Genomic DNA, 17,110 nt, shown 5'->3' on the forward strand with positions numbered 1-17,110 from the left:
CCTCAACCAAATAGTTAGAGCGCGTTCAAAAGCTGTGCGGTTGGCCAGGCATCTGCAGGCAATCCCAAGCGCACTTGCTCAGCTTGCACGGCACGGCGCGTGAGTTTGCCCAAGATGCCGTCCACTTTACCAACATCATGTCCGCGTGCTTTTAGTTTTTTCTGCAATTGCTTCATCTGATTGCCGGACAGACCGGGATCAGGGTTACCCGCGTCATAGCGCTTTGCGCCTTCCAAGCGGTTGGCGAAATAGGCCGCCGTGGTCACATAGACGAAGCTCTTGTTCCACTCAAAGTAGACGCTGTAATTTGGATAGGCCAAAAATGCCGGCCCCTTGCGCCCCTGAGGCAGCAGCAGTGAGGCGGGCAGGTTGGCCAGTTTGCCTTCGCGTGGTTTCACACCCATCTTTGCCCACTGTTTTGCGGATAGCGTGGTGTCCAATCCGGACTTGGACCAATCTAAGTTGCTGGGTACCACAACCTCTTGTAGCCACGGCTCATTTTTGCGCCAGCCAAGATGGGACAGCATCTTGCCACCGGACATCAGTGCATCCTGTGGCGAGGTCTTCAGGCTGACTTTGCCGTCCCCGTCCCCGTCGACACCGTTTTCGATGATGTCGGCAGGCAGCATCTGCACCATGCCAATTTCACCCGCCCAGGCACCTGTGGTTTTGGTGGGGCTGAAGTTGCCGCGCTTGTACAGCTCCAGTGCTGCAAACACCTGTGGGCGGAACAGTTCTGGGCGGCGACAGTCATGCGCCAGCGTGACCAGAGAATTCAGCGTGTTAAAATCGCCTTGGAAGGCGCCGTAATCGGTCTCAAACGCCCAAAACGCCAAAAGCACACCGCGTGACACGCCGTATTGCTTTTCGATCCGACTAAAAGTCGAGGCATATTGTTTGGCTTTCTTGCGGCCCACGTCAATCCGGTTCTGACTGATCAAACGCTGTGAGAAATCCAGAAACGGCATCTGGAATACGCCTTGGGAGCGGTCCGCCTTGATGGTTTTGGGGTCCTGTCGCGCGCTGGAAAAAAACTTGTCTACCGTGCCTTTGGAATAGCCCTTGGACATGGCTTCTTTTTTCAAGCCATTGACAAAGCTGTTAAAAGACCCGCCGCATTGCGCGGCTGCGGTGGTGGCTGTGCTGACGGTCAAAAACGCCGCAGTCAGCGCTGGCAAAAGACGCATACAAATACCCTCATGGTGCAAAATGTTGCCCAGACATAGCCAGAGCCTGCCCCGCGGGCAAGCATCTAGAAAATCGCCAGCATCACAACAATGGCCAATCCCGCCGCCCAAGTCAGCCACAACGCGCGGCAACAAGCATCCACATCATCCGCAGTAAGTGTCTTGCGTCCCTTGGGGTTCACGTAGGGAAATTCCTGCATCACACCATCGTAAGACCGTGGTCCGGCGACCGAAATATCCAATGCGCGGGACATGGCCGCCTCCGGCCAACCGGCGTTGGGGGAACGGTGCAATCCTGCATCCGCTCGGATGGCCCGCCACTGTGTCAGACCAGCATGTGTTACGGCGATCAACAGCGCAGTCAGCCGGGCCGGCACCCAATTGAGCACATCGTCCAGTCGCGCCGCCGCCCAACCAAAGTCTTTGTACCGCTCGGTTTTGTAGCCAATCATGCTGTCGGCAGTGTTGACAATTTTGTAGATCAACAGCCCGGGTAAGCCACCAATCAGGAACCAGAACGCTGGTGCAATCACACCGTCGCTCAGGTTCTCGGCGCCGCTTTCAATGGCGGATCTGGCCACGGCACTCGTGTCCATGTCTTTGGTGTCTCGACTGACAATTCGGCTAACCATGACCCGCCCGTCACCCAACGACAGGCGCAACGCGTCACCCACCGCTTGCACGTGCTGCACCAAGGAGCGCTGGGCCAGCAGGATCGCCGCCAGAAGCATCTGTGGCACCCAACCAAATAGACTTATCAATGAGCCAAGTAACCATGCCGCCAGAACAAGCCCGATCACCACAATCACGCCTTTTGCTTTGCGATTGATGCCTTCGTTGTAGTCCTGATCCGCGCGGCCAATCACCTTGCCCATAACCACAGCCGGGTGTGGCACACGCTGCCAAAGCCAACGTGGCTCGCCAAATATGGCGTCGAGCAATAGTGCGCCTACCAGAATGCCTGCTGTGCTCAAAACTCATGCTCCGTCATACGCAATGCGTGTTCCACCTGCTCCCAACGATCGGGGGCCGGAAGGCCCAGCCGCAAATAGGTTTTCGAGTAGGGGAAAATCCGGGTCCATATATGGTAGCGCGCAAGGTGATTTTGCCACTTGGCAGCATCATCCACCTCATACAATCGAAACAGGCTGGTGCCACCAGACAGGTTTGCACCGGCAATCTGCATCATCTGGTCCATCCGGGTGCTGTCTTTGCGCAACCGCTCGCGTGTTTCGAGCGCCCAGCCCGTTTCGCGGAGCGCGGCGGTGCCAATGGTCAGGGCTGGACCAGACACGGCCCAAGGGCCGGTCAAATCGGCCAATCGCGCAATCAAGCCCGGTTCGCCAATGGCAAAGCCAAGACGCACGCCTGCCAATCCCCAAAACTTGCCAAAGCTTTTGAGCACAATCCGGCCGGGTTGGTCCGTCACGCGGATCATGCTCCAGTCTGGCGTGACATCGCAAAAGCTCTCGTCAATCACGGCAAACGATGCGGTGAGGTCATCCACAGACCAAAGTCGTCCGGTTGGATTGTTCGGGTGAACCACCACCTGCGCATTAGGTGCTTCACTGCCCAGCTGCCATCCTTGGGCCGCAAAGGCGGCCGCGTGCTCGTTGTAGGTTGGTGCCTCAATCTGCACTGTGCCTTGATCTAGCAGAGACGGAATGCGGGCGATCAGCGCCGACGCGCCCGGCGCGGCCAAAATGCCGGCCCCATCCGGCACCTTCCAAAATTCTCTCGCTGCGTTCAACAATCCGTTTTGGGCAACCTTGTCGGGTAGGCGTGCCCAATCGTCCATAAGGATATGCGGCATGGTGTAGGGCACCGGATTGATCCCGGTGGACAAATCCAGCCAACTGTCGCGGCTGCCGCCCCAATGATCCCTCGCGGCGTCAAGTCCACCGCCGTGGTCGCGTTGTTCCGGAGTTGCTGTTTGGGGGGAGGTGGTCATGTCGCGCCCTGCTGTGATCCTGCAAGGCGCGCGTACCGCATATGATGTTCACTGCGCAAGCTTTCTTGCCTGCGCAGCAAGGATTTCCCAAGTTAGCCCCGCCCGTGTGGCGCGTCGTAATCAATCACCGGATTGATGGGCACAATCTGATGTGGGTTGATGCTGGTGTGGCTGCGCAGGTAGTGATCGACAATGTGCTTGAAGTTTACGGTCTCCGCCACTCCGGGCACCTGATAGAGCTCACGCGTGTAAGCCCAGAGGTTGGGGTAATCCACAATCCGCTTCCGGTTACATTTGAAATGCAGATGATACACGGGATCAAACCGGATCAGGGTGGTGAACAAACGCCAGTCCGCCTCGGTGATCTGATCTTCCATCAGATAGCGGTTCTCCGACAGATGCTCCTCAAGCCAGTCCAGCGTGTCAAACAGCGGATAGATGGCTGCGTCATAGGCCTCTTGTGTGGTCGCAAATCCGCTCTTGTACACGCCGTTGTTCAGCGTGTCATAAATCCGCTGGTTGACCTCTTCAATCGCGTCCCGCTCTTCTTCGGGCCAGAAGTCCAACGTGTTGCCGGTCACGCCGTCAAACGCGCTGTTGAACATGCGAATGATTTCAGAGCTTTCATTGCTTACAATGGTTTGCTGCTGCTTGTCCCAGAGGATTGGTACGGTCACGCGGCCAGAATACGTTGGGTCCGCTTTGGTGTAGACGCTATGGGCGTGACTCAGCCCATACAGCGTGTCGCCAGTCGCGCCATGATCATCCGTCTCAAACGTCCAGCCTTCGCTGAACATGTCTGGATGCACGGCAGACACAGTGATGTGCTCTTCCAAGCCCTTTAATGTGCGGAAGATCAGTGTACGGTGCGCCCAAGGACAAGCATAAGACACATAGAGGTGATACCGCCCACTCGCGGCCTGAAAACCTGCCTTCCCACTTGGCCCCGCGCTGCCATCAGCGGTGATCCAGTTGCGGAACTGCGCAGCGGAGCGCACAAATTTGCCGCCGTGTGATTTGGTGTCATACCACTGGTCGGTCCATGTTCCGTCTACAAGCAAACCCATCGCGCATTCCTTTGTGCCTAACTTGACCTCAACCTAGGCCGGGTTTGCCTCTCAAAAAACCAACATACGCGCGCGAGTGTTGCGCGTTTTTGCACAGCTCACGTTGGGAGCCGTTCCTTAGGCTACCGCTAAGGAACCAGACTGTTTACCAAATCTTCGCTTGACCGGTGCAGCATGGTGGGATGCAGTGAGACGAACGATGGAGAATCCCATGAGCACTTATTTATCTGCCGAAGTGCAGGCCGGCTTTGATGCCGCGCGCAAAAAGGCGTTGAAACAAAGGCACCGTCTTCGTGTAGAGGCCGATGGTTTGAGCGTCCGGGTTGTGCGCTTTCTGGATGACGGTTTTACGCTGGATGCCGAAACCGCACCACGTCTACCGGGGCTTGTGAACCTCTATGACGGGTCAAAACACATTTCGCAGTGCTTGGTCGTCGCGACCGACGAAGAAGATGGTGAAATGCACTATGAATTCAAACGCGCCACACCAGTCACGGATCAGGCGCCGGTGGACTATTATCAAAGTGAGCCAACCCCTGCCGGATTGCTCGGGCGTCCGCACTAGAGCGCCCCACGAACGCGCCATAGGCAACGAAAGGGCGGGGAAATCCCCGCCCTTGTTTTTATTGAAGGTCTGAAAACGCCTTAGCCAACCGCGAGGCCGCTTCTTCAACCCGTGCCCGCGGCGTGGCGATGTTGAACCGCAGGAAGTCATCGCCGCCTTTGCCAAAAGTTGGACCGTGGTTCACGCAAACACGTGCCCCTTGTTCCACGCGCCCGGTGAAATCCTCTCGGCTCATGCCTGTGCCGGAGAAATCCACCCAGCTCAGATAGGTCGCTTCCAGTGGCATTGATGACAGGCCGGGAATGCTTTGGATCGCTGCGTCCAAAATCTTGCGGTTGCCGTCGAGATATTCGATCAACCCATCAACCCAGGCTGCGCCTTCCGGCGAGTAAGCCGCCTCCGCCATGAACAGACCAAAGCTGTTTGGCGACATTCCAAGCGCCCCCATGCGGGCCGCGAACTTCGCCCGTAGAGCCTCATCGGGAATGATCACATTGCCGGTCAGACCACCCGCAAGGTTAAATGTCTTGGTGGTGGCGGTCATCATCACCAAACGGTCCAGAATGCTAGGGTCGACATTGACCATCGGGATATGCGTTTTGCCCGGATACACAAGATCATGGTGGATCTCGTCGCTCACAAGAATGAGGTCATGGCGCTTACAGAAGTCAGCCACGCCTTGCAGCTCTTCACGAGACCACACACGCCCACCCGGATTGTGCGGTGAGCAGAGGATGAACATGGTCTCATGCCCCTTCATCTGCGCATCCCAGGCGTCAAAATCCATTTCATAGTGGCCGTTGTTGTTGACGAGTTCGCATTCCACAACTTCGCGGCCCGCGGCCTTAATGACGCGCGCAAAGGCGTGATACACCGGCGTGGTCAACACAACACCGTCGCCAACCGCGCTAAACGCGTCCACACAAAGGCCCGTGCCATTCACCAGCCCATGTGTGCTGAAAATCTCGTCGCGCTCCACAGACCAGTTATGGCGCTCCTTCATCCACCAACGGATTGCGTCTCGATAGGCCGCATCGTCGCCGTAATAGCCAAACACACCGGTGTTGATCATGCCTTTGACCGCATTGGTCACGCAGGCCGGCGGGCGGAAATCCATATCAGCCACCCACATCGCGATCCCATCGTCGGCAGACACACCATAGATTTTCTCCATCATGTCCCATTTCACGGAATGGGAGCCAAAGCGGTCGATGTTCTCGTCGAAATTCATCTGTGTGTCCTTTGCTTAACAACGCAACCGCACGCTAGCGAATTGCGCCTCATGTGCAACCCCGCAAGCTACCCCGTTGCGCAGAAGGCGCGACTGTCCTAGATGGGGGCCATGATCAAACCTATTCTTATCCACCCCGATCCGCGCCTGAAAAAGGTCTGTGCACCCGTGTCTGATCTCTCCGACGATCTGCGCAATTTGGCCAAAGACATGCTGGAAACCATGTATGACGCGCCGGGCATTGGCCTGGCCGCGCCGCAGGTTGGCGTGCTTGACCGTTTGATCGTGATGGATTGTATCAAAGACGGCGATCCTGAACCGGTGGTGATGTTCAACCCCGAGGTGCTCTCGAGCTCCGAAGATCTGAACGTCTATGAGGAAGGCTGCCTGTCCATTCCGGAACAGTTTGCCGAGGTGACCCGTCCTGAATCCGTCCGTGTTGGCTGGATCGACATGGAGGGCAATCCTCAGGAAAAAGACTTCGACGGCCTCTGGGCGACCTGCGTGCAGCATGAGATTGATCACCTCAATGGCAAGCTGTTCATCGACTACCTAGGCCCGATGAAACGTCAGATGATGACCCGCAAGAGCCAGAAAATGAAACGCGAGCTGGCCCGCGGATAACGCGTGACCGGATCAACCGGTTGGGTTACCGATACTTTGTCGCTGGAGCACATAAAATGACTGTTCGAACTTGTATTCCGTGGCCTGACAAACGCCTGCGCACCGTATCGGACCCTGTGGACGCAATCACCGATGAGGTGCGTCAGGTCTGGGACGATCTGATCGATACCATGTATGCCATGCCGGGTGTAGGCATGGGGGCCAACCAGATTGGTGTACTGCTGCGGCTGATCGTTGTGGACGCCACCGAGGACGGTAAATCGGCTGTCCGCATGGCCAACCCGGAAATCCTGCACGCCTCCGCACAGCCACGCGAGCACGAAGAGGCCAGCCCAAATCTGGTGGGCGTCTCCGCCAAGATCGAGCGCCCGCGCGCCGTGACCGTGCGTTACGTGGATGAGAACGGTGAGACCGTTGAAAAAGACTTTGTGGGCCTCTGGGCCACTTCGGTTCAGCATCAGATCGACCACATCAACGGTAAGATGTACTTCGATCACCTCAGCAAAACCAAACGGTCTATGTTGATCAAGAAGGCGCAAAAGCGCCGCTAAACACGAGAGCAGGAGACACCCCTATGCGCATTTTATTTATGGGCACCCCCGAGTTTTCTGTCTCCGTCCTCGACGCATTGGTCGAAGCAGGCCACGAAATTGTTGCCGTGTTCAGCCAGCCGCCGCGACCAGCCGGGCGCGGCAAAAAAGACCGCCCAACACCGGTACACGCCCGCGCGCTGGAGTTGGGGCTAACGGTGCATCACCCCAAAAGTCTGCGCACAGATGAGGCCAAAGAGCTTATCGCGAGTATTGACGCGGATGTGGGTGTGGTGGTCGCCTACGGTCTGATCCTGCCGCAATATGTGCTGGATACCCCTGCGCACGGGTGCCTCAACATCCACGCGAGCTTGCTGCCACGCTGGCGCGGCGCAGCGCCAATCCATCGCGCGATCATGGCCGGTGACGCCCAAACGGGTGTTTGCATCATGCAAATGGACGCTGGTTTAGACACCGGGCCCGTGCTGTTGGAGCGCGCGCTTGAGATTGGTGCGGCAGAAACCACCGCGCAACTGCACGACCGCCTCGCCGGGCTGGGTTCCACCGCCATCGTCGACACGTTGGCAGACCTAACCAACCTGACCGCCACACCTCAGCCTGCCGAGGGTGTCACTTACGCCGAAAAAATCGACAAGGCAGAATCCCGCATCGATTGGTCGGCACCTGCCGCCGAAGTGGACCGTAAAATCCGAGGTCTTTCTCCATTCCCTGGCGCCTGGACCGAAATCGACGGTCAGCGTGTGAAACTGCTCGCTTCACGTCTCGTAGACGGCAACGGCCAAGCCGGTGAATTGCTGGATGACACACTAACCGTGGCCTGTGGCGACGGCGCCGTGCAGCTCTTGCGCTTGCAACGTGCGGGCAAAGGCGCGCAAGACGCGGACATCTTCCTGCGAGGCTTCCCGCTCACCAAAGGTCAGCAATTGTAAGGAGCCTCCAGGTGTTTTTCTCCTTCTTCGGCACCGTTATCATTGCCGGCATTGTTGGCTACCTGTCAGAGCGCAGCGGTTTCACCCGCAATGGCTATCTCCCGTCGATCATCATCTGTATCGGCGGTGCGTTCCTGTTCTTCATGATAAGCCGCATGTTTCACATCGGGTTTGGCAGCCCGGGCCTCAACGCGATCCTGTCCTCGGTTGGCGCGTTGATCATCGTACCAACACACTACCGAAAATGAGCTTCAGCCCTTCTTAAACGGCGCCATTCCCGCGCGGGCCAGTTCGTCCGCGCGTTCGTTTTCCGGATGCCCTGCATGGCCCTTGACCCATTCCCAAGTCACCTGATGCCGCGCCTGTGCCGCGTCCAAACGCTGCCACAGCTCAACATTTTTGACCGGCTTCTTTGCGGCTGTCTTCCAGCCGTTTTTCTTCCAACCAAAAATCCACCCGGTCACGCCATTTTTCACATAGGTGCTGTCGGTCACAACCGTGATGGTGCTGGGTCGTTCCAGCGTCTCAAGCGCCATGATTGCCGCCATCAACTCCATCTTGTTGTTGGTGGTGTCTGCCGCGCCGCCTTTGAGCTCACGCTCTTTCATGACGGTGCCGCCTTCTTTCGCTTGCATGAGGGTGCCCCAGCCTCCTGGGCCAGGGTTTCCGGAACACGCGCCATCGGTATATGCAATCAAATCAGCCATGGGCGGTCAGTATGACAAATGTGTCGTCACTGCCAGCCAATCCAACCGCACTACCGGTTCTTTTTCGCGTCACCGTGAAGCCTGCGGACTCCAGAAGTCCAATCAACTCGTCCTCGCGGTAGTAGCCGTAGAACCGTCCCAGGTGGTCGCGCCTTTCGCCATCTCCCAGTTTGGTGCCAATGTGAAAGGCACCACCAGGTTTTAGCGCGCAGTGAATGCGTTTGAGGTGGTCCGGCATCTCCGTCTTGCGGGCGTGCAACAGACTAAAGTTAGCCCAGATGCCGTCATAGGTGCCAGCCACGTCGAGCTGATCAAAGGTTGCCACGGTCACGTCTATGTCAAAGTGCTCTTTGGCCAACGCTGCCATTTCCGATGACGCGTCCATAGCATCAACAGTGTATCCCGCGTCGCGAATTTTTGCAGCCCATTGCCCGGGGCCACAGCCCAAATCCAACACTAGGCCAGTGTCTGGCAACAGGTCAAAAAATGCCGTTAAGTCGCTGAACTGATCAACATCCGAGTCATCAACCCGGGTAAACCGTTTGGCATAGTCACCTGCGGCTTTGGCGTAGACCGCAAGTGTTTCTTTGTCGCTCATGCCCGCTCCATCGCCAGGCGTCCCGCCAGCGCAACAAAAATTGTCGCAAAGCTGCGGTTGAGCCATGTCATCACGCGTTCACTGCCCAGAAGTAGATCACGCGCCTTGGCTGCGAACAGCCCATAGAGCACAAACACGACAAAGGTCAGCACCATAAACACACCGCCCAGCACGGTCATTTCCAGGGTTGCCGTCGTCGCATTTCCGCTCAGGAACGGCGGTAGCAGCGCAAGGAAAAAGACCGAGAGTTTCGGGTTCAAAATGTTGATCAACGCCCCCCGCCGCGCAATTACAAAACCAGCTTGCGCCTGCCGCTCAGCCTTGACTGCCAGTGCTCCGTCGCTGCGCAGCGCTTGCCAGGCGAGGTAAAGCAGATAGGCCACACCGGCAAATTTCACAACGTTGAACAAAACAGCTGACGTATGCAGTACCGCCGCCAACCCCAAAGTGGCCGCCAGCAGGTGGGGCACAATTCCAAAGGTGCAGCCCAATGCCGCCCAAAGCGCGGCACGCGGGCCTTGGCCCAAGCCCATCGCAAGCGTGTAAATGACCCCAGTCCCGGGCGCGATCACCACCACAAAGGCGGTGACAAGAAATTGCAAAGACAGCACGTCATACTCCTCAATTTGGGTTGTTATCGCCCCGTCAGCGTGGGGCAGAATAGGCTTGTGGGAGGCAGCACACCTAAACTGACACATCCCGCAACACGCGCGGCACTTTGAAGTTCACCCGTTCCACTGCAGTTTCGACGACTTCAACTGTCACTTCGAACTTATCCCGAAACGCGTCGATCACTTCATTGACCAGCACTTCAGGTGCACTGGCACCCGCCGTAATGCCCAGTGACGAAATCCCTTCAAGGGCACGCCAATCAATATCTTTGCCGCGCTGCACCAACTGCGAATAGCGGCACCCGTTATTGGCGCCTACTTCCACCAACCTCTTTGAATTGGACGAGTTTGGTGCGCCCACCACCAGCATGGCGTCAACTTTGGGAGCCACCTCTTTCACCGCTTCTTGGCGGTTGGTGGTGGCGTAACAGATGTCCTCTTTGTGAGGGCCGACAATCTCCGGAAAGCGGGTGTTTAGTGCAGCCACAATGCCTTTGGTGTCATCCACCGACAGGGTTGTTTGAGTTACAAAGGCAAGCTTGCTTGGATCGCGCACGTCGACGGTGATCACATCCGCTTCGGTTTCCACAAGCAGCACTTCGCCGTCGGTCAACTGTCCCATGGTGCCAATGGTCTCTGGGTGGCCGGCATGGCCAATCATAATGATTTGCAACCCGTTTTCGCTATGGCGCTCCGCCTCGATATGCACCTTGCTGACCAACGGACAGGTCGCGTCCACATAGATCATTTCGCGACGTTGCGCCTCTGCAGGCACAACTTTAGCGACCCCATGGGCCGAGAAAATCACCGGACGGTCATCCGGGCATTCATCCAGTTCTTCGACAAACACCGCGCCTTTGTCCCGCAGTCCGTCCACCACATATTTGTTGTGCACAATTTCGTGGCGCACATAGACAGGCGCCCCCCATTTGAGGAGGGCCATCTCCACAATCTTGATGGCGCGATCGACTCCGGCACAAAACCCACGCGGGGCCGCAAGATGGATGGTCAGGGGGGGCTTGCTCATAGCTGTGGTCTCCACGATGATCCTGCGGCAACAGGTAGTGATTTCACGCGCCAACGTCCAGAGCTTGACCTTCTAGTGGGGCAGGGTGGTAACGCGAACGCACTTCAAAATGGGAGAGAGCATGGCGTTTTCAAAACTAGGCTGGGCGGCGCTTGGCATTGCGATTGTCGGAGGGTTTATTGTGCAATCGGTGGTCAATCCAATTGAAACAACCGTGGCCAACCAGCGGCTGCCTTACGACAACACTGGTAGTGTTGCAAAAGGCAAGTCGCTCTATGCGGAAAATTGCGCCTCTTGTCATGGCAGTAACCTGCAGGGTGAGCCCAACTGGAAGCAGCGCACGCCTGATGGCCTGATGCCCGCGCCGCCCCATGACGAAACCGGCCACACCTGGCACCACCCGGATGCGATGCTCTTTGCGATTACGAAACAAGGCAGCGCCGCTGTTGTGGGGCAGGGGTACGAAAGCAACATGCCTGGGTTTGAAGGCAGTCTAACTGATCAGCAGATTTTGGATGTGCTAGGCTACATCAAAAGCACCTGGCCAGATAGGGTGATCAAAATGCACAATGACATGAATGATCAACAGGGCTGACCACAACGCAAAAAAGCCGAGGCATCAGCCCCGGCTTTTCGAATTTGTCGTGTTGCGAGTCAGTCGTCTGCCATCTCTGCTTCGCGATTGTGTTCTGGCAGTGGGTCGCGCGGCGGGCGGCCAATCACTTCGCGCAAGCCATCCAGCTCGATGAAGTTATCAGCCTGACGGCGCAGCTCATCGGAAATCATCGGCGGCTGACTGCGGATGGTAGACACCACCGACACACGCACACCTTGGCGTTGCAGGCTTTCAACCAGCGGACGGAAATCCCCATCTCCCGAGAACAAAACGATGTGGTCCACATGTGGCGCCAGTTCCATCGCGTTCACCGCCAGCTCAATGTCCATGTTCCCCTTGACCTTACGACGCCCCTGGGAGTCTGTGTACTCCTTCGCCGCTTTGGTCACCATGGTGAAGCCGTTGTAATGTAGCCAATCTACCAGCGGGCGGATCGGCGAATATTCGTCGTTCTCCAGCAACGCTGTGTAGTAAAAGGCCCGAAGCAGCTTACCACGGCGCATAAATTCCTGCCGCAAAAGCTTATAGTCGATATCGAACCCGAGCGACTTCGCAGCCGCATACAGATTCGAACCGTCTATGAACAGCGCGAGCCGTTCGTCTTTGTAAAACATCAAAATGTCCTTTCTAACTCTGCCGCGCCTGGAATGTCCCGTGAGTGAAAAATTGGAGTGAGCGTGACAGCACGTTCAAAATAGTCATATTTACGGGGGTCGCAAGCATTTGCGGTAAGTTCTGTCCAACTAGGAAATTAGATAGGGATTAAAGTGAGTAGTTTTGGTCTATTAGCTCTTGGTGGTAATTTACCATCTCAATTTGGTTCACCAATTCAAACACTGCAAGAAGCTTTAATTCATTTGAACCGGAATGCTGTTCATATTCGCGCAGTTAGCCGATTCTTTCAAACCCCTTGTTTTCCAAAAGGTGCGGGGCCGGATTTTATTAATGCCGCAGTGACTATAGAAACGGAGCTTTCCGCCCAGGACCTGATCACGGAGTTGCACAAGATTGAGAGCACCTTTGGGCGGCAGCGTTTGACACGCTGGGGCACCCGTCCGCTGGACATTGACTTGATTGGATTTGAAACGGAAGTGCTGCCAAACGCCTCGATTTGGACGCATTGGCGAGACTTGCCAGCTGAGCAACAGGCCCAAATGGCGCCGGCAGAGCTGATTCTGCCGCATCCGCGATTGCAGGACCGTGCCTTTGTGCTGGCGCCGCTGTTGGACATTGCGCCGGACTGGAAACACCCGGTAACGGGGCGCTCCGTGGCCCAAATGTTTGGGGATTTACCGAATTTCGCTCAGAAAGAGCCGCGGCCCCTTTGAAACCTGCTTGTCAAGGGGTACAATCCCCCTTACACACTCGATTTCTGACTCGATCCATAACAATTGGAGTACCCGATGGCCCGCGTGACCGTTGAAGACTGCGTAGACAAAGTTCAAAACCGCTTTGAGCTGGTGATGCTTGCGTCCCACCGTGCCCGTGAGGTGTCTGCTGGTGCCGCAATCACTCTGGATCGTGATAACGACAAAAATCCAGTTGTTGCTCTGCGTGAGATTGCTGAGGAAACTCAGACAGCAGATGAACTGCGTGAGCGTCTGATCGAGGCGAACCAGAGCCAGATCGAAGTTGACGAACCAGAAGAAGACCGCATGGCGCTTCTTATGGGCTCAGAGCCGGACACACCTCAAGAGGACGACATGTCCGAAGAAAAACTGCTGCGTGCCCTGATGGAAGCGCAAGGTCAGGGCTAAGCCCTCAAGGACTATGGGTGGGCGCAAATGATCCCTGCGGACGATCTCGTAAATCTCATTCGCGCCTACAATCCCAAGACCAATGAAGACTTGATTCGCGCGGCCTATGACTATGGCCGCGAGATGCATGATGGTCAGTTTCGCCACTCTGGCGAACCCTATTACACTCACCCCATTGAAGTGGCCTGGATTCTGGCCGAACAGCACCTGGATGATGCCTCCATCATCACGGCGCTTTTGCACGACACCATCGAGGATACCAAAGCCTCCTATGAGTCCGTAGAAGAACTGTTCGGCGGGGAGATCGCGGGCTTGGTCGACGGTGTGACCAAGCTGACCAACCTGCAACTGTCGTCGTCTGAAACCAAACAGGCGGAAAACTTCCGCAAGCTGTTCATGGCCATGTCCAAAGACCTGCGGGTGATTTTGGTCAAACTGGCTGACCGTCTGCACAATATGCGCACTATCAAAGCCATGCGCCCTGACAAACAGGGTCAAAAGGCGCGTGAAACCATGGATATCTATGCGCCACTTGCGGGCCGCATGGGGATGCAATGGATGCGAGACGAACTCGAAGATCTTGCGTTCAAGGTACTCAACCCGGATGGACGGGCCTCCATCATGCGTCGTTTCATCACGCTGCAAAAAGAAACCGGCGATGTGATCGAACGCACCACCGCGGACATGCGTCTGGTGCTGGGGGAAAATGGTGTTGAAGGCGAAGTCTTTGGCCGTGCCAAAAAACCCTATTCCATTTGGCGCAAGATGCAGGAGAAGGACCAAGGCTTTTCTCGCCTGTCCGACATATATGGGTTTCGCATCATTACCGATACCGAAGACAGCTGTTACCGCGCATTAGGCATGATTCACCAGCGCTGGCGTGCGGTGCCTGGACGGTTCAAAGATTACATCAGCCAGCCAAAATCCAACGGATACCGCTCTATTCACACCACTGTGTCTGGCCGCAATGGCCGCCGTGTCGAAGTGCAAATCCGCACTCGCCAAATGCATGACGTGGCGGAATCCGGTGTCGCGGCCCACTGGTCTTACAAAGATGGTGTGCGTGGCGAAAACCCTTTTGCGGTTGATCCGGTGAAATGGATTTCCGGCCTGACTGAACAATTTGATGCGGAAGAAGACCACGAAGACTTCCTCGAAGCTGTTAAGCTAGAGATGTATTCGGATCAGGTTTTCTGCTTCACGCCCAAAGGCGAAGTGGTGAAGCTGCCGCGCGGTGCAACCCCTATTGATTTTGCCTATGCGATCCACACGCGCATTGGCCACGCTTGTGTTGGTGCCAAGGTCGACCATCGTCGTGTACCACTCTGGACCCGGATCAAAAATGGTCAATCGGTTGAAGTCATCACCGCTGAAGGACAGATGCCGCAGGCCACGTGGCTCGATATTGCCAAGACCGGCAAGGCTCGCACTGCTATTCGCCGCGCCCTGCGCGAGATGGATCGAGACCGCTATGTGCGCTTGGGGGCGGAATTGGCCCGATCCGCCTTTGAGCATGTGGGTAAGAAATCCACTGACAAGGCGCTTGGTCTCGCGGCCAAGCATTTGCGTCTGAAAAACAAGGACGAAGTGTTGGCGCGTTTGGGGTCCGCTGAACTCACGGCGCAAGAAGTGTTGCAAACCGTCTACCCTGACCTGGCTCCTGCGGAGACCGACGAAGTGGCGTCAGAACGGGCTGTGATCGGCCTGTCTGTGGATCAGAGCTTTCAGCGTGCCCTGTGTTGTCAGCCGCTCCCTGGAGAGCGCATTGTAGGCATCACTTACCGTGGCCAAGGGGTGGTGGTGCACGCCATCGACTGTGACGCGCTGTCCAACTACGAAGACCAGCCGGAACGCTGGCTTGATTTGCATTGGCACGCAGGCAAACACAAGCCGATCTATACGGTTCAACTGTTGATCACGATCGGGAATGATTCTGGGGTTCTGGGGCGACTTTGCACATTGATTGGCGAGAACAAGGCCAATATCTCTGACATGGTGTTCTTGGACCGGAAACCGGATTTTTACAGACTTCTGATCAGTGTGGATCTTGGTGACGCCGAGCATCTGCACAAGCTGATGCTGGCCTTGGAAGCAGAAACCGACGTGGCCGAAATCGAACGCTACAGAAACCCAGATTTGGTCCGCAGTCCGCTCGCGACCTGACAAATTCGAGGAACCCCCGTGGTATTTAAGCGCCGCGATAGAAGACCGTTTCTCCGCATCATTGGAGAGTTTTTCTATCCCCGCGGCGGCTGGGGACGGGCGGCACGATACGTGCAACACCGCCTGCACCGTTTGCCAGGATCCGCGGAAACCATCGGGCGTGGTATCTGGGCGGGGGTCTTCACCACTTTTACGCCGTTTTATACTATGCACTTTGTGGTCGCGGCGCTGTTGGCGCGTATCCTTGGCGGCAATTTTCTGGCCGCCTTGCTGGCCACCTTCTTTGGCAATCCACTGACCTATCTGCCGATTGGCGTGGTGTCTCTCAAGACCGGGCACTTCCTGCTTGGCACCGAGTTTGAAGAGGGTGACAAAGGCACGTTGGCCGGAAAATTTGCCAACGCGGGTGCGGATCTTTGGTACAACTTCTGGGCCATGTTCACGGATGATGTGGCGGATTGGCATGGCTTGCGCATCTTCTTTGACGAGGTGTTTTACCCCTACATGATTGGTGGCATCATTCCGGGCATCATCACCGCAACCGTGATGTATTACCTCTCTGTGCCGGTGATCCGCGCGTATCAAAAACGCCGGTCCGCCAAATTTGCCAAACGCATCGCAAAAGCCCGCGCCCTTGCTGAAGAGCAAGCTGCCAATATCCAGCAGGACAGCTGACCACCTCGGTTGCCCCGAAATTGTACCCACACAAAAAATCGGTTTTCCTTGCGTCGCACTGCCCGTAGTCTCGCCTCAAATTTGATCAAACGAACCTGGAGAATGTGCGATGCTGCGTTTGGGAGTGAATATTGACCACGTGGCCACAGTGCGCAACGCACGTGGCTCAGCTTATCCGGATCCCGTGCGTGCCGCCAAACTCGCCGAAGAGGCCGGTGCTGACGGCATCACCGCCCACCTGCGCGAAGATCGCCGCCATATCGCAGATGCAGATATCGACGCGTTGATGGAGGCCCTCTCCGTACCTCTCAACTTTGAGATGGCAGCGACCGACGAGATGCAGGCCATTGCTCTGCGCCACAAACCACATGCGGTCTGCATCGTGCCGGAGAAGCGTGAGGAGCGCACCACCGAGGGCGGCCTCGAAGTGGCCCGTGAGGAAAACAAACTTGCGCATTTCATCGCTCCACTGCGGGACGCCGGGTGCCGTGTGTCGATTTTCATTGCGGCGGATGAAGCCCAAATTGAAGCAGCCAATCGCATCGGGGCTCAGGTCATTGAACTGCACACCGGCGCCTATTGTGATTTTCACGCCGAAGGTCGGTTTGAAGAGCGCGATGCTGAGTTGGCTCGCCTGACTAATATGGCCAGTTTTGCCCACGCTCTCGGCCTCGAAGTGCACGCCGGCCACGGTCTGACTTACGAGACCGTGCAACCCATCGCAGCACAGCCAGAGGTGATGGAACTCAACATCGGGCACTTCCTGATTGGTGAGTCGATTTTCCGCGGTCTTGCCCCTGCAATTGAAGAAATGCGCCGCCTCATGGATGATGCACGGGCATGACCCTGAA

At 56.5% G+C, this 17,110-nt stretch carries 21 protein-coding genes; 11 read left to right on the forward strand and 10 right to left on the reverse strand.

Annotated elements, in window-relative coordinates:
* Positions 1–14: 14 nt before the first annotated feature.
* The 4 genes from QOL67_RS08850 to QOL67_RS08865 form a co-directional block, all read right to left on the reverse strand.
* Positions 15–1,187 (reverse strand): lytic murein transglycosylase, encoded by a 1,173-nt coding sequence (locus QOL67_RS08850; RefSeq protein ID WP_283425614.1) that lies wholly within the window; start codon positions 1,185–1,187, stop codon positions 15–17.
* Positions 1,188–1,252: 65 nt separating this feature from the next.
* A complete protein-coding gene (gene cbiB, locus QOL67_RS08855; protein ID WP_283425615.1) occupies positions 1,253–2,161 on the reverse strand; it encodes an adenosylcobinamide-phosphate synthase CbiB in 909 nt (302 codons plus the stop codon).
* Positions 2,158–3,138, reverse strand: a complete 981-nt coding sequence (locus QOL67_RS08860) for a threonine-phosphate decarboxylase (RefSeq protein WP_283425616.1) — start codon at positions 3,136–3,138, stop codon at positions 2,158–2,160. The genes cbiB and QOL67_RS08860 overlap by 4 nt, the downstream gene beginning before the upstream one ends.
* Before the next feature lie 92 nt (positions 3,139–3,230).
* Positions 3,231–4,205, reverse strand: a complete 975-nt coding sequence (locus QOL67_RS08865; RefSeq protein ID WP_283425617.1) for a glutathione S-transferase family protein — start codon at positions 4,203–4,205, stop codon at positions 3,231–3,233.
* A gap of 211 nt (positions 4,206–4,416) precedes the next feature.
* On the opposite strand from QOL67_RS08865, the gene QOL67_RS08870 reads away from it, so the two are divergent.
* Positions 4,417–4,770: a hypothetical protein gene (locus QOL67_RS08870; protein WP_283425618.1), complete on the forward strand. Its 354-nt coding sequence runs from the start codon at positions 4,417–4,419 to the stop codon at positions 4,768–4,770.
* A gap of 58 nt (positions 4,771–4,828) precedes the next feature.
* Here QOL67_RS08870 and QOL67_RS08875 read toward each other — a convergent pair whose 3' ends face one another.
* The gene (locus tag QOL67_RS08875; protein ID WP_283425619.1) at positions 4,829–6,001 is read right to left on the reverse strand and encodes a MalY/PatB family protein; all 1,173 of its coding nucleotides are present in this window, start codon (positions 5,999–6,001) and stop codon (positions 4,829–4,831) included.
* Between the two features lie 111 nt (positions 6,002–6,112).
* Here QOL67_RS08875 and def (QOL67_RS08880) point away from each other — a divergent pair, with 111 nt between their 5' ends.
* The 4 genes from def (QOL67_RS08880) to QOL67_RS08895 are packed head-to-tail and all read left to right on the forward strand — an operon-like array spanning position 6,113 to position 8,353.
* On the forward strand, positions 6,113–6,625 hold the full coding sequence (gene def, locus QOL67_RS08880; protein WP_164645931.1) for a peptide deformylase: 513 nt from the start codon (positions 6,113–6,115) through the stop codon (positions 6,623–6,625).
* Between the two features lie 56 nt (positions 6,626–6,681).
* Positions 6,682–7,176, forward strand: a complete 495-nt coding sequence (gene def, locus QOL67_RS08885; RefSeq protein ID WP_283425620.1) for a peptide deformylase — start codon at positions 6,682–6,684, stop codon at positions 7,174–7,176.
* A gap of 23 nt (positions 7,177–7,199) precedes the next feature.
* Positions 7,200–8,105 carry a methionyl-tRNA formyltransferase gene (gene fmt / locus QOL67_RS08890; RefSeq protein WP_283425621.1) on the forward strand — a complete coding sequence of 302 codons (906 nt, stop codon included), beginning with the start codon at positions 7,200–7,202 and terminating at the stop codon, positions 8,103–8,105.
* Between the two features lie 11 nt (positions 8,106–8,116).
* Complete coding sequence (locus QOL67_RS08895; protein ID WP_283425622.1) at positions 8,117–8,353, forward strand: hypothetical protein; 237 nt, start codon at positions 8,117–8,119, stop codon at positions 8,351–8,353.
* 3 nt (positions 8,354–8,356) lie between these two features.
* Here QOL67_RS08895 and rnhA read toward each other — a convergent pair whose 3' ends face one another.
* The 4 genes from rnhA to ispH all read right to left on the reverse strand — a co-directional run bounded on the left by rnhA (position 8,357) and on the right by ispH (position 11,048).
* Complete coding sequence (rnhA, locus tag QOL67_RS08900) at positions 8,357–8,812, reverse strand: ribonuclease HI (protein ID WP_283425623.1); 456 nt, start codon at positions 8,810–8,812, stop codon at positions 8,357–8,359.
* Positions 8,805–9,410: a class I SAM-dependent DNA methyltransferase gene (locus QOL67_RS08905; RefSeq protein WP_283425624.1), complete on the reverse strand. Its 606-nt coding sequence runs from the start codon at positions 9,408–9,410 to the stop codon at positions 8,805–8,807. The genes rnhA and QOL67_RS08905 overlap by 8 nt, the downstream gene beginning before the upstream one ends.
* Positions 9,407–10,021, reverse strand: a complete 615-nt coding sequence (locus QOL67_RS08910; protein ID WP_283425625.1) for a LysE family translocator — start codon at positions 10,019–10,021, stop codon at positions 9,407–9,409. The genes QOL67_RS08905 and QOL67_RS08910 overlap by 4 nt, the downstream gene beginning before the upstream one ends.
* A 73-nt stretch (positions 10,022–10,094) precedes the next feature.
* Positions 10,095–11,048 carry a 4-hydroxy-3-methylbut-2-enyl diphosphate reductase gene (gene ispH / locus QOL67_RS08915; RefSeq protein ID WP_283425626.1) on the reverse strand — a complete coding sequence of 318 codons (954 nt, stop codon included), beginning with the start codon at positions 11,046–11,048 and terminating at the stop codon, positions 10,095–10,097.
* A 121-nt stretch (positions 11,049–11,169) separates the two neighbouring features.
* Between ispH and QOL67_RS08920 the strand changes: the two genes are divergently transcribed.
* Entirely contained in the window at positions 11,170–11,643 is a 474-nt protein-coding gene (locus tag QOL67_RS08920) for a c-type cytochrome (RefSeq protein ID WP_283425627.1), read from the forward strand.
* A 59-nt stretch (positions 11,644–11,702) separates the two neighbouring features.
* On the opposite strand, the gene QOL67_RS08925 is transcribed toward QOL67_RS08920, so the two are convergent.
* Positions 11,703–12,278 (reverse strand): LabA-like NYN domain-containing protein, encoded by a 576-nt coding sequence (locus QOL67_RS08925; protein ID WP_164645923.1) that lies wholly within the window; start codon positions 12,276–12,278, stop codon positions 11,703–11,705.
* Positions 12,279–12,431: 153 nt separating this feature from the next.
* Here QOL67_RS08925 and folK point away from each other — a divergent pair, with 153 nt between their 5' ends.
* From folK to QOL67_RS08950, 5 genes are all read left to right on the forward strand, one after another.
* A complete protein-coding gene (gene folK / locus QOL67_RS08930; RefSeq protein WP_283425628.1) occupies positions 12,432–12,992 on the forward strand; it encodes a 2-amino-4-hydroxy-6-hydroxymethyldihydropteridine diphosphokinase in 561 nt (186 codons plus the stop codon).
* Between the two features lie 75 nt (positions 12,993–13,067).
* Complete coding sequence (gene rpoZ, locus QOL67_RS08935) at positions 13,068–13,421, forward strand: DNA-directed RNA polymerase subunit omega (protein ID WP_164645922.1); 354 nt, start codon at positions 13,068–13,070, stop codon at positions 13,419–13,421.
* Positions 13,422–13,448: 27 nt separating this feature from the next.
* Positions 13,449–15,584: a RelA/SpoT family protein gene (locus tag QOL67_RS08940; protein WP_283425629.1), complete on the forward strand. Its 2,136-nt coding sequence runs from the start codon at positions 13,449–13,451 to the stop codon at positions 15,582–15,584.
* An 18-nt stretch (positions 15,585–15,602) separates the two neighbouring features.
* The gene (locus QOL67_RS08945; protein WP_283425630.1) at positions 15,603–16,259 is read left to right on the forward strand and encodes a DUF2062 domain-containing protein; all 657 of its coding nucleotides are present in this window, start codon (positions 15,603–15,605) and stop codon (positions 16,257–16,259) included.
* 109 nt (positions 16,260–16,368) lie between these two features.
* On the forward strand, positions 16,369–17,103 hold the full coding sequence (locus QOL67_RS08950; protein WP_283425631.1) for a pyridoxine 5'-phosphate synthase: 735 nt from the start codon (positions 16,369–16,371) through the stop codon (positions 17,101–17,103).
* Positions 17,104–17,110: the final 7 nt, after the last annotated feature.

This window comes from Shimia sagamensis (genome assembly GCF_900182745.1).
GTDB classification, from domain to species: Bacteria; Pseudomonadota; Alphaproteobacteria; order Rhodobacterales; family Rhodobacteraceae; genus Shimia; species Shimia sagamensis.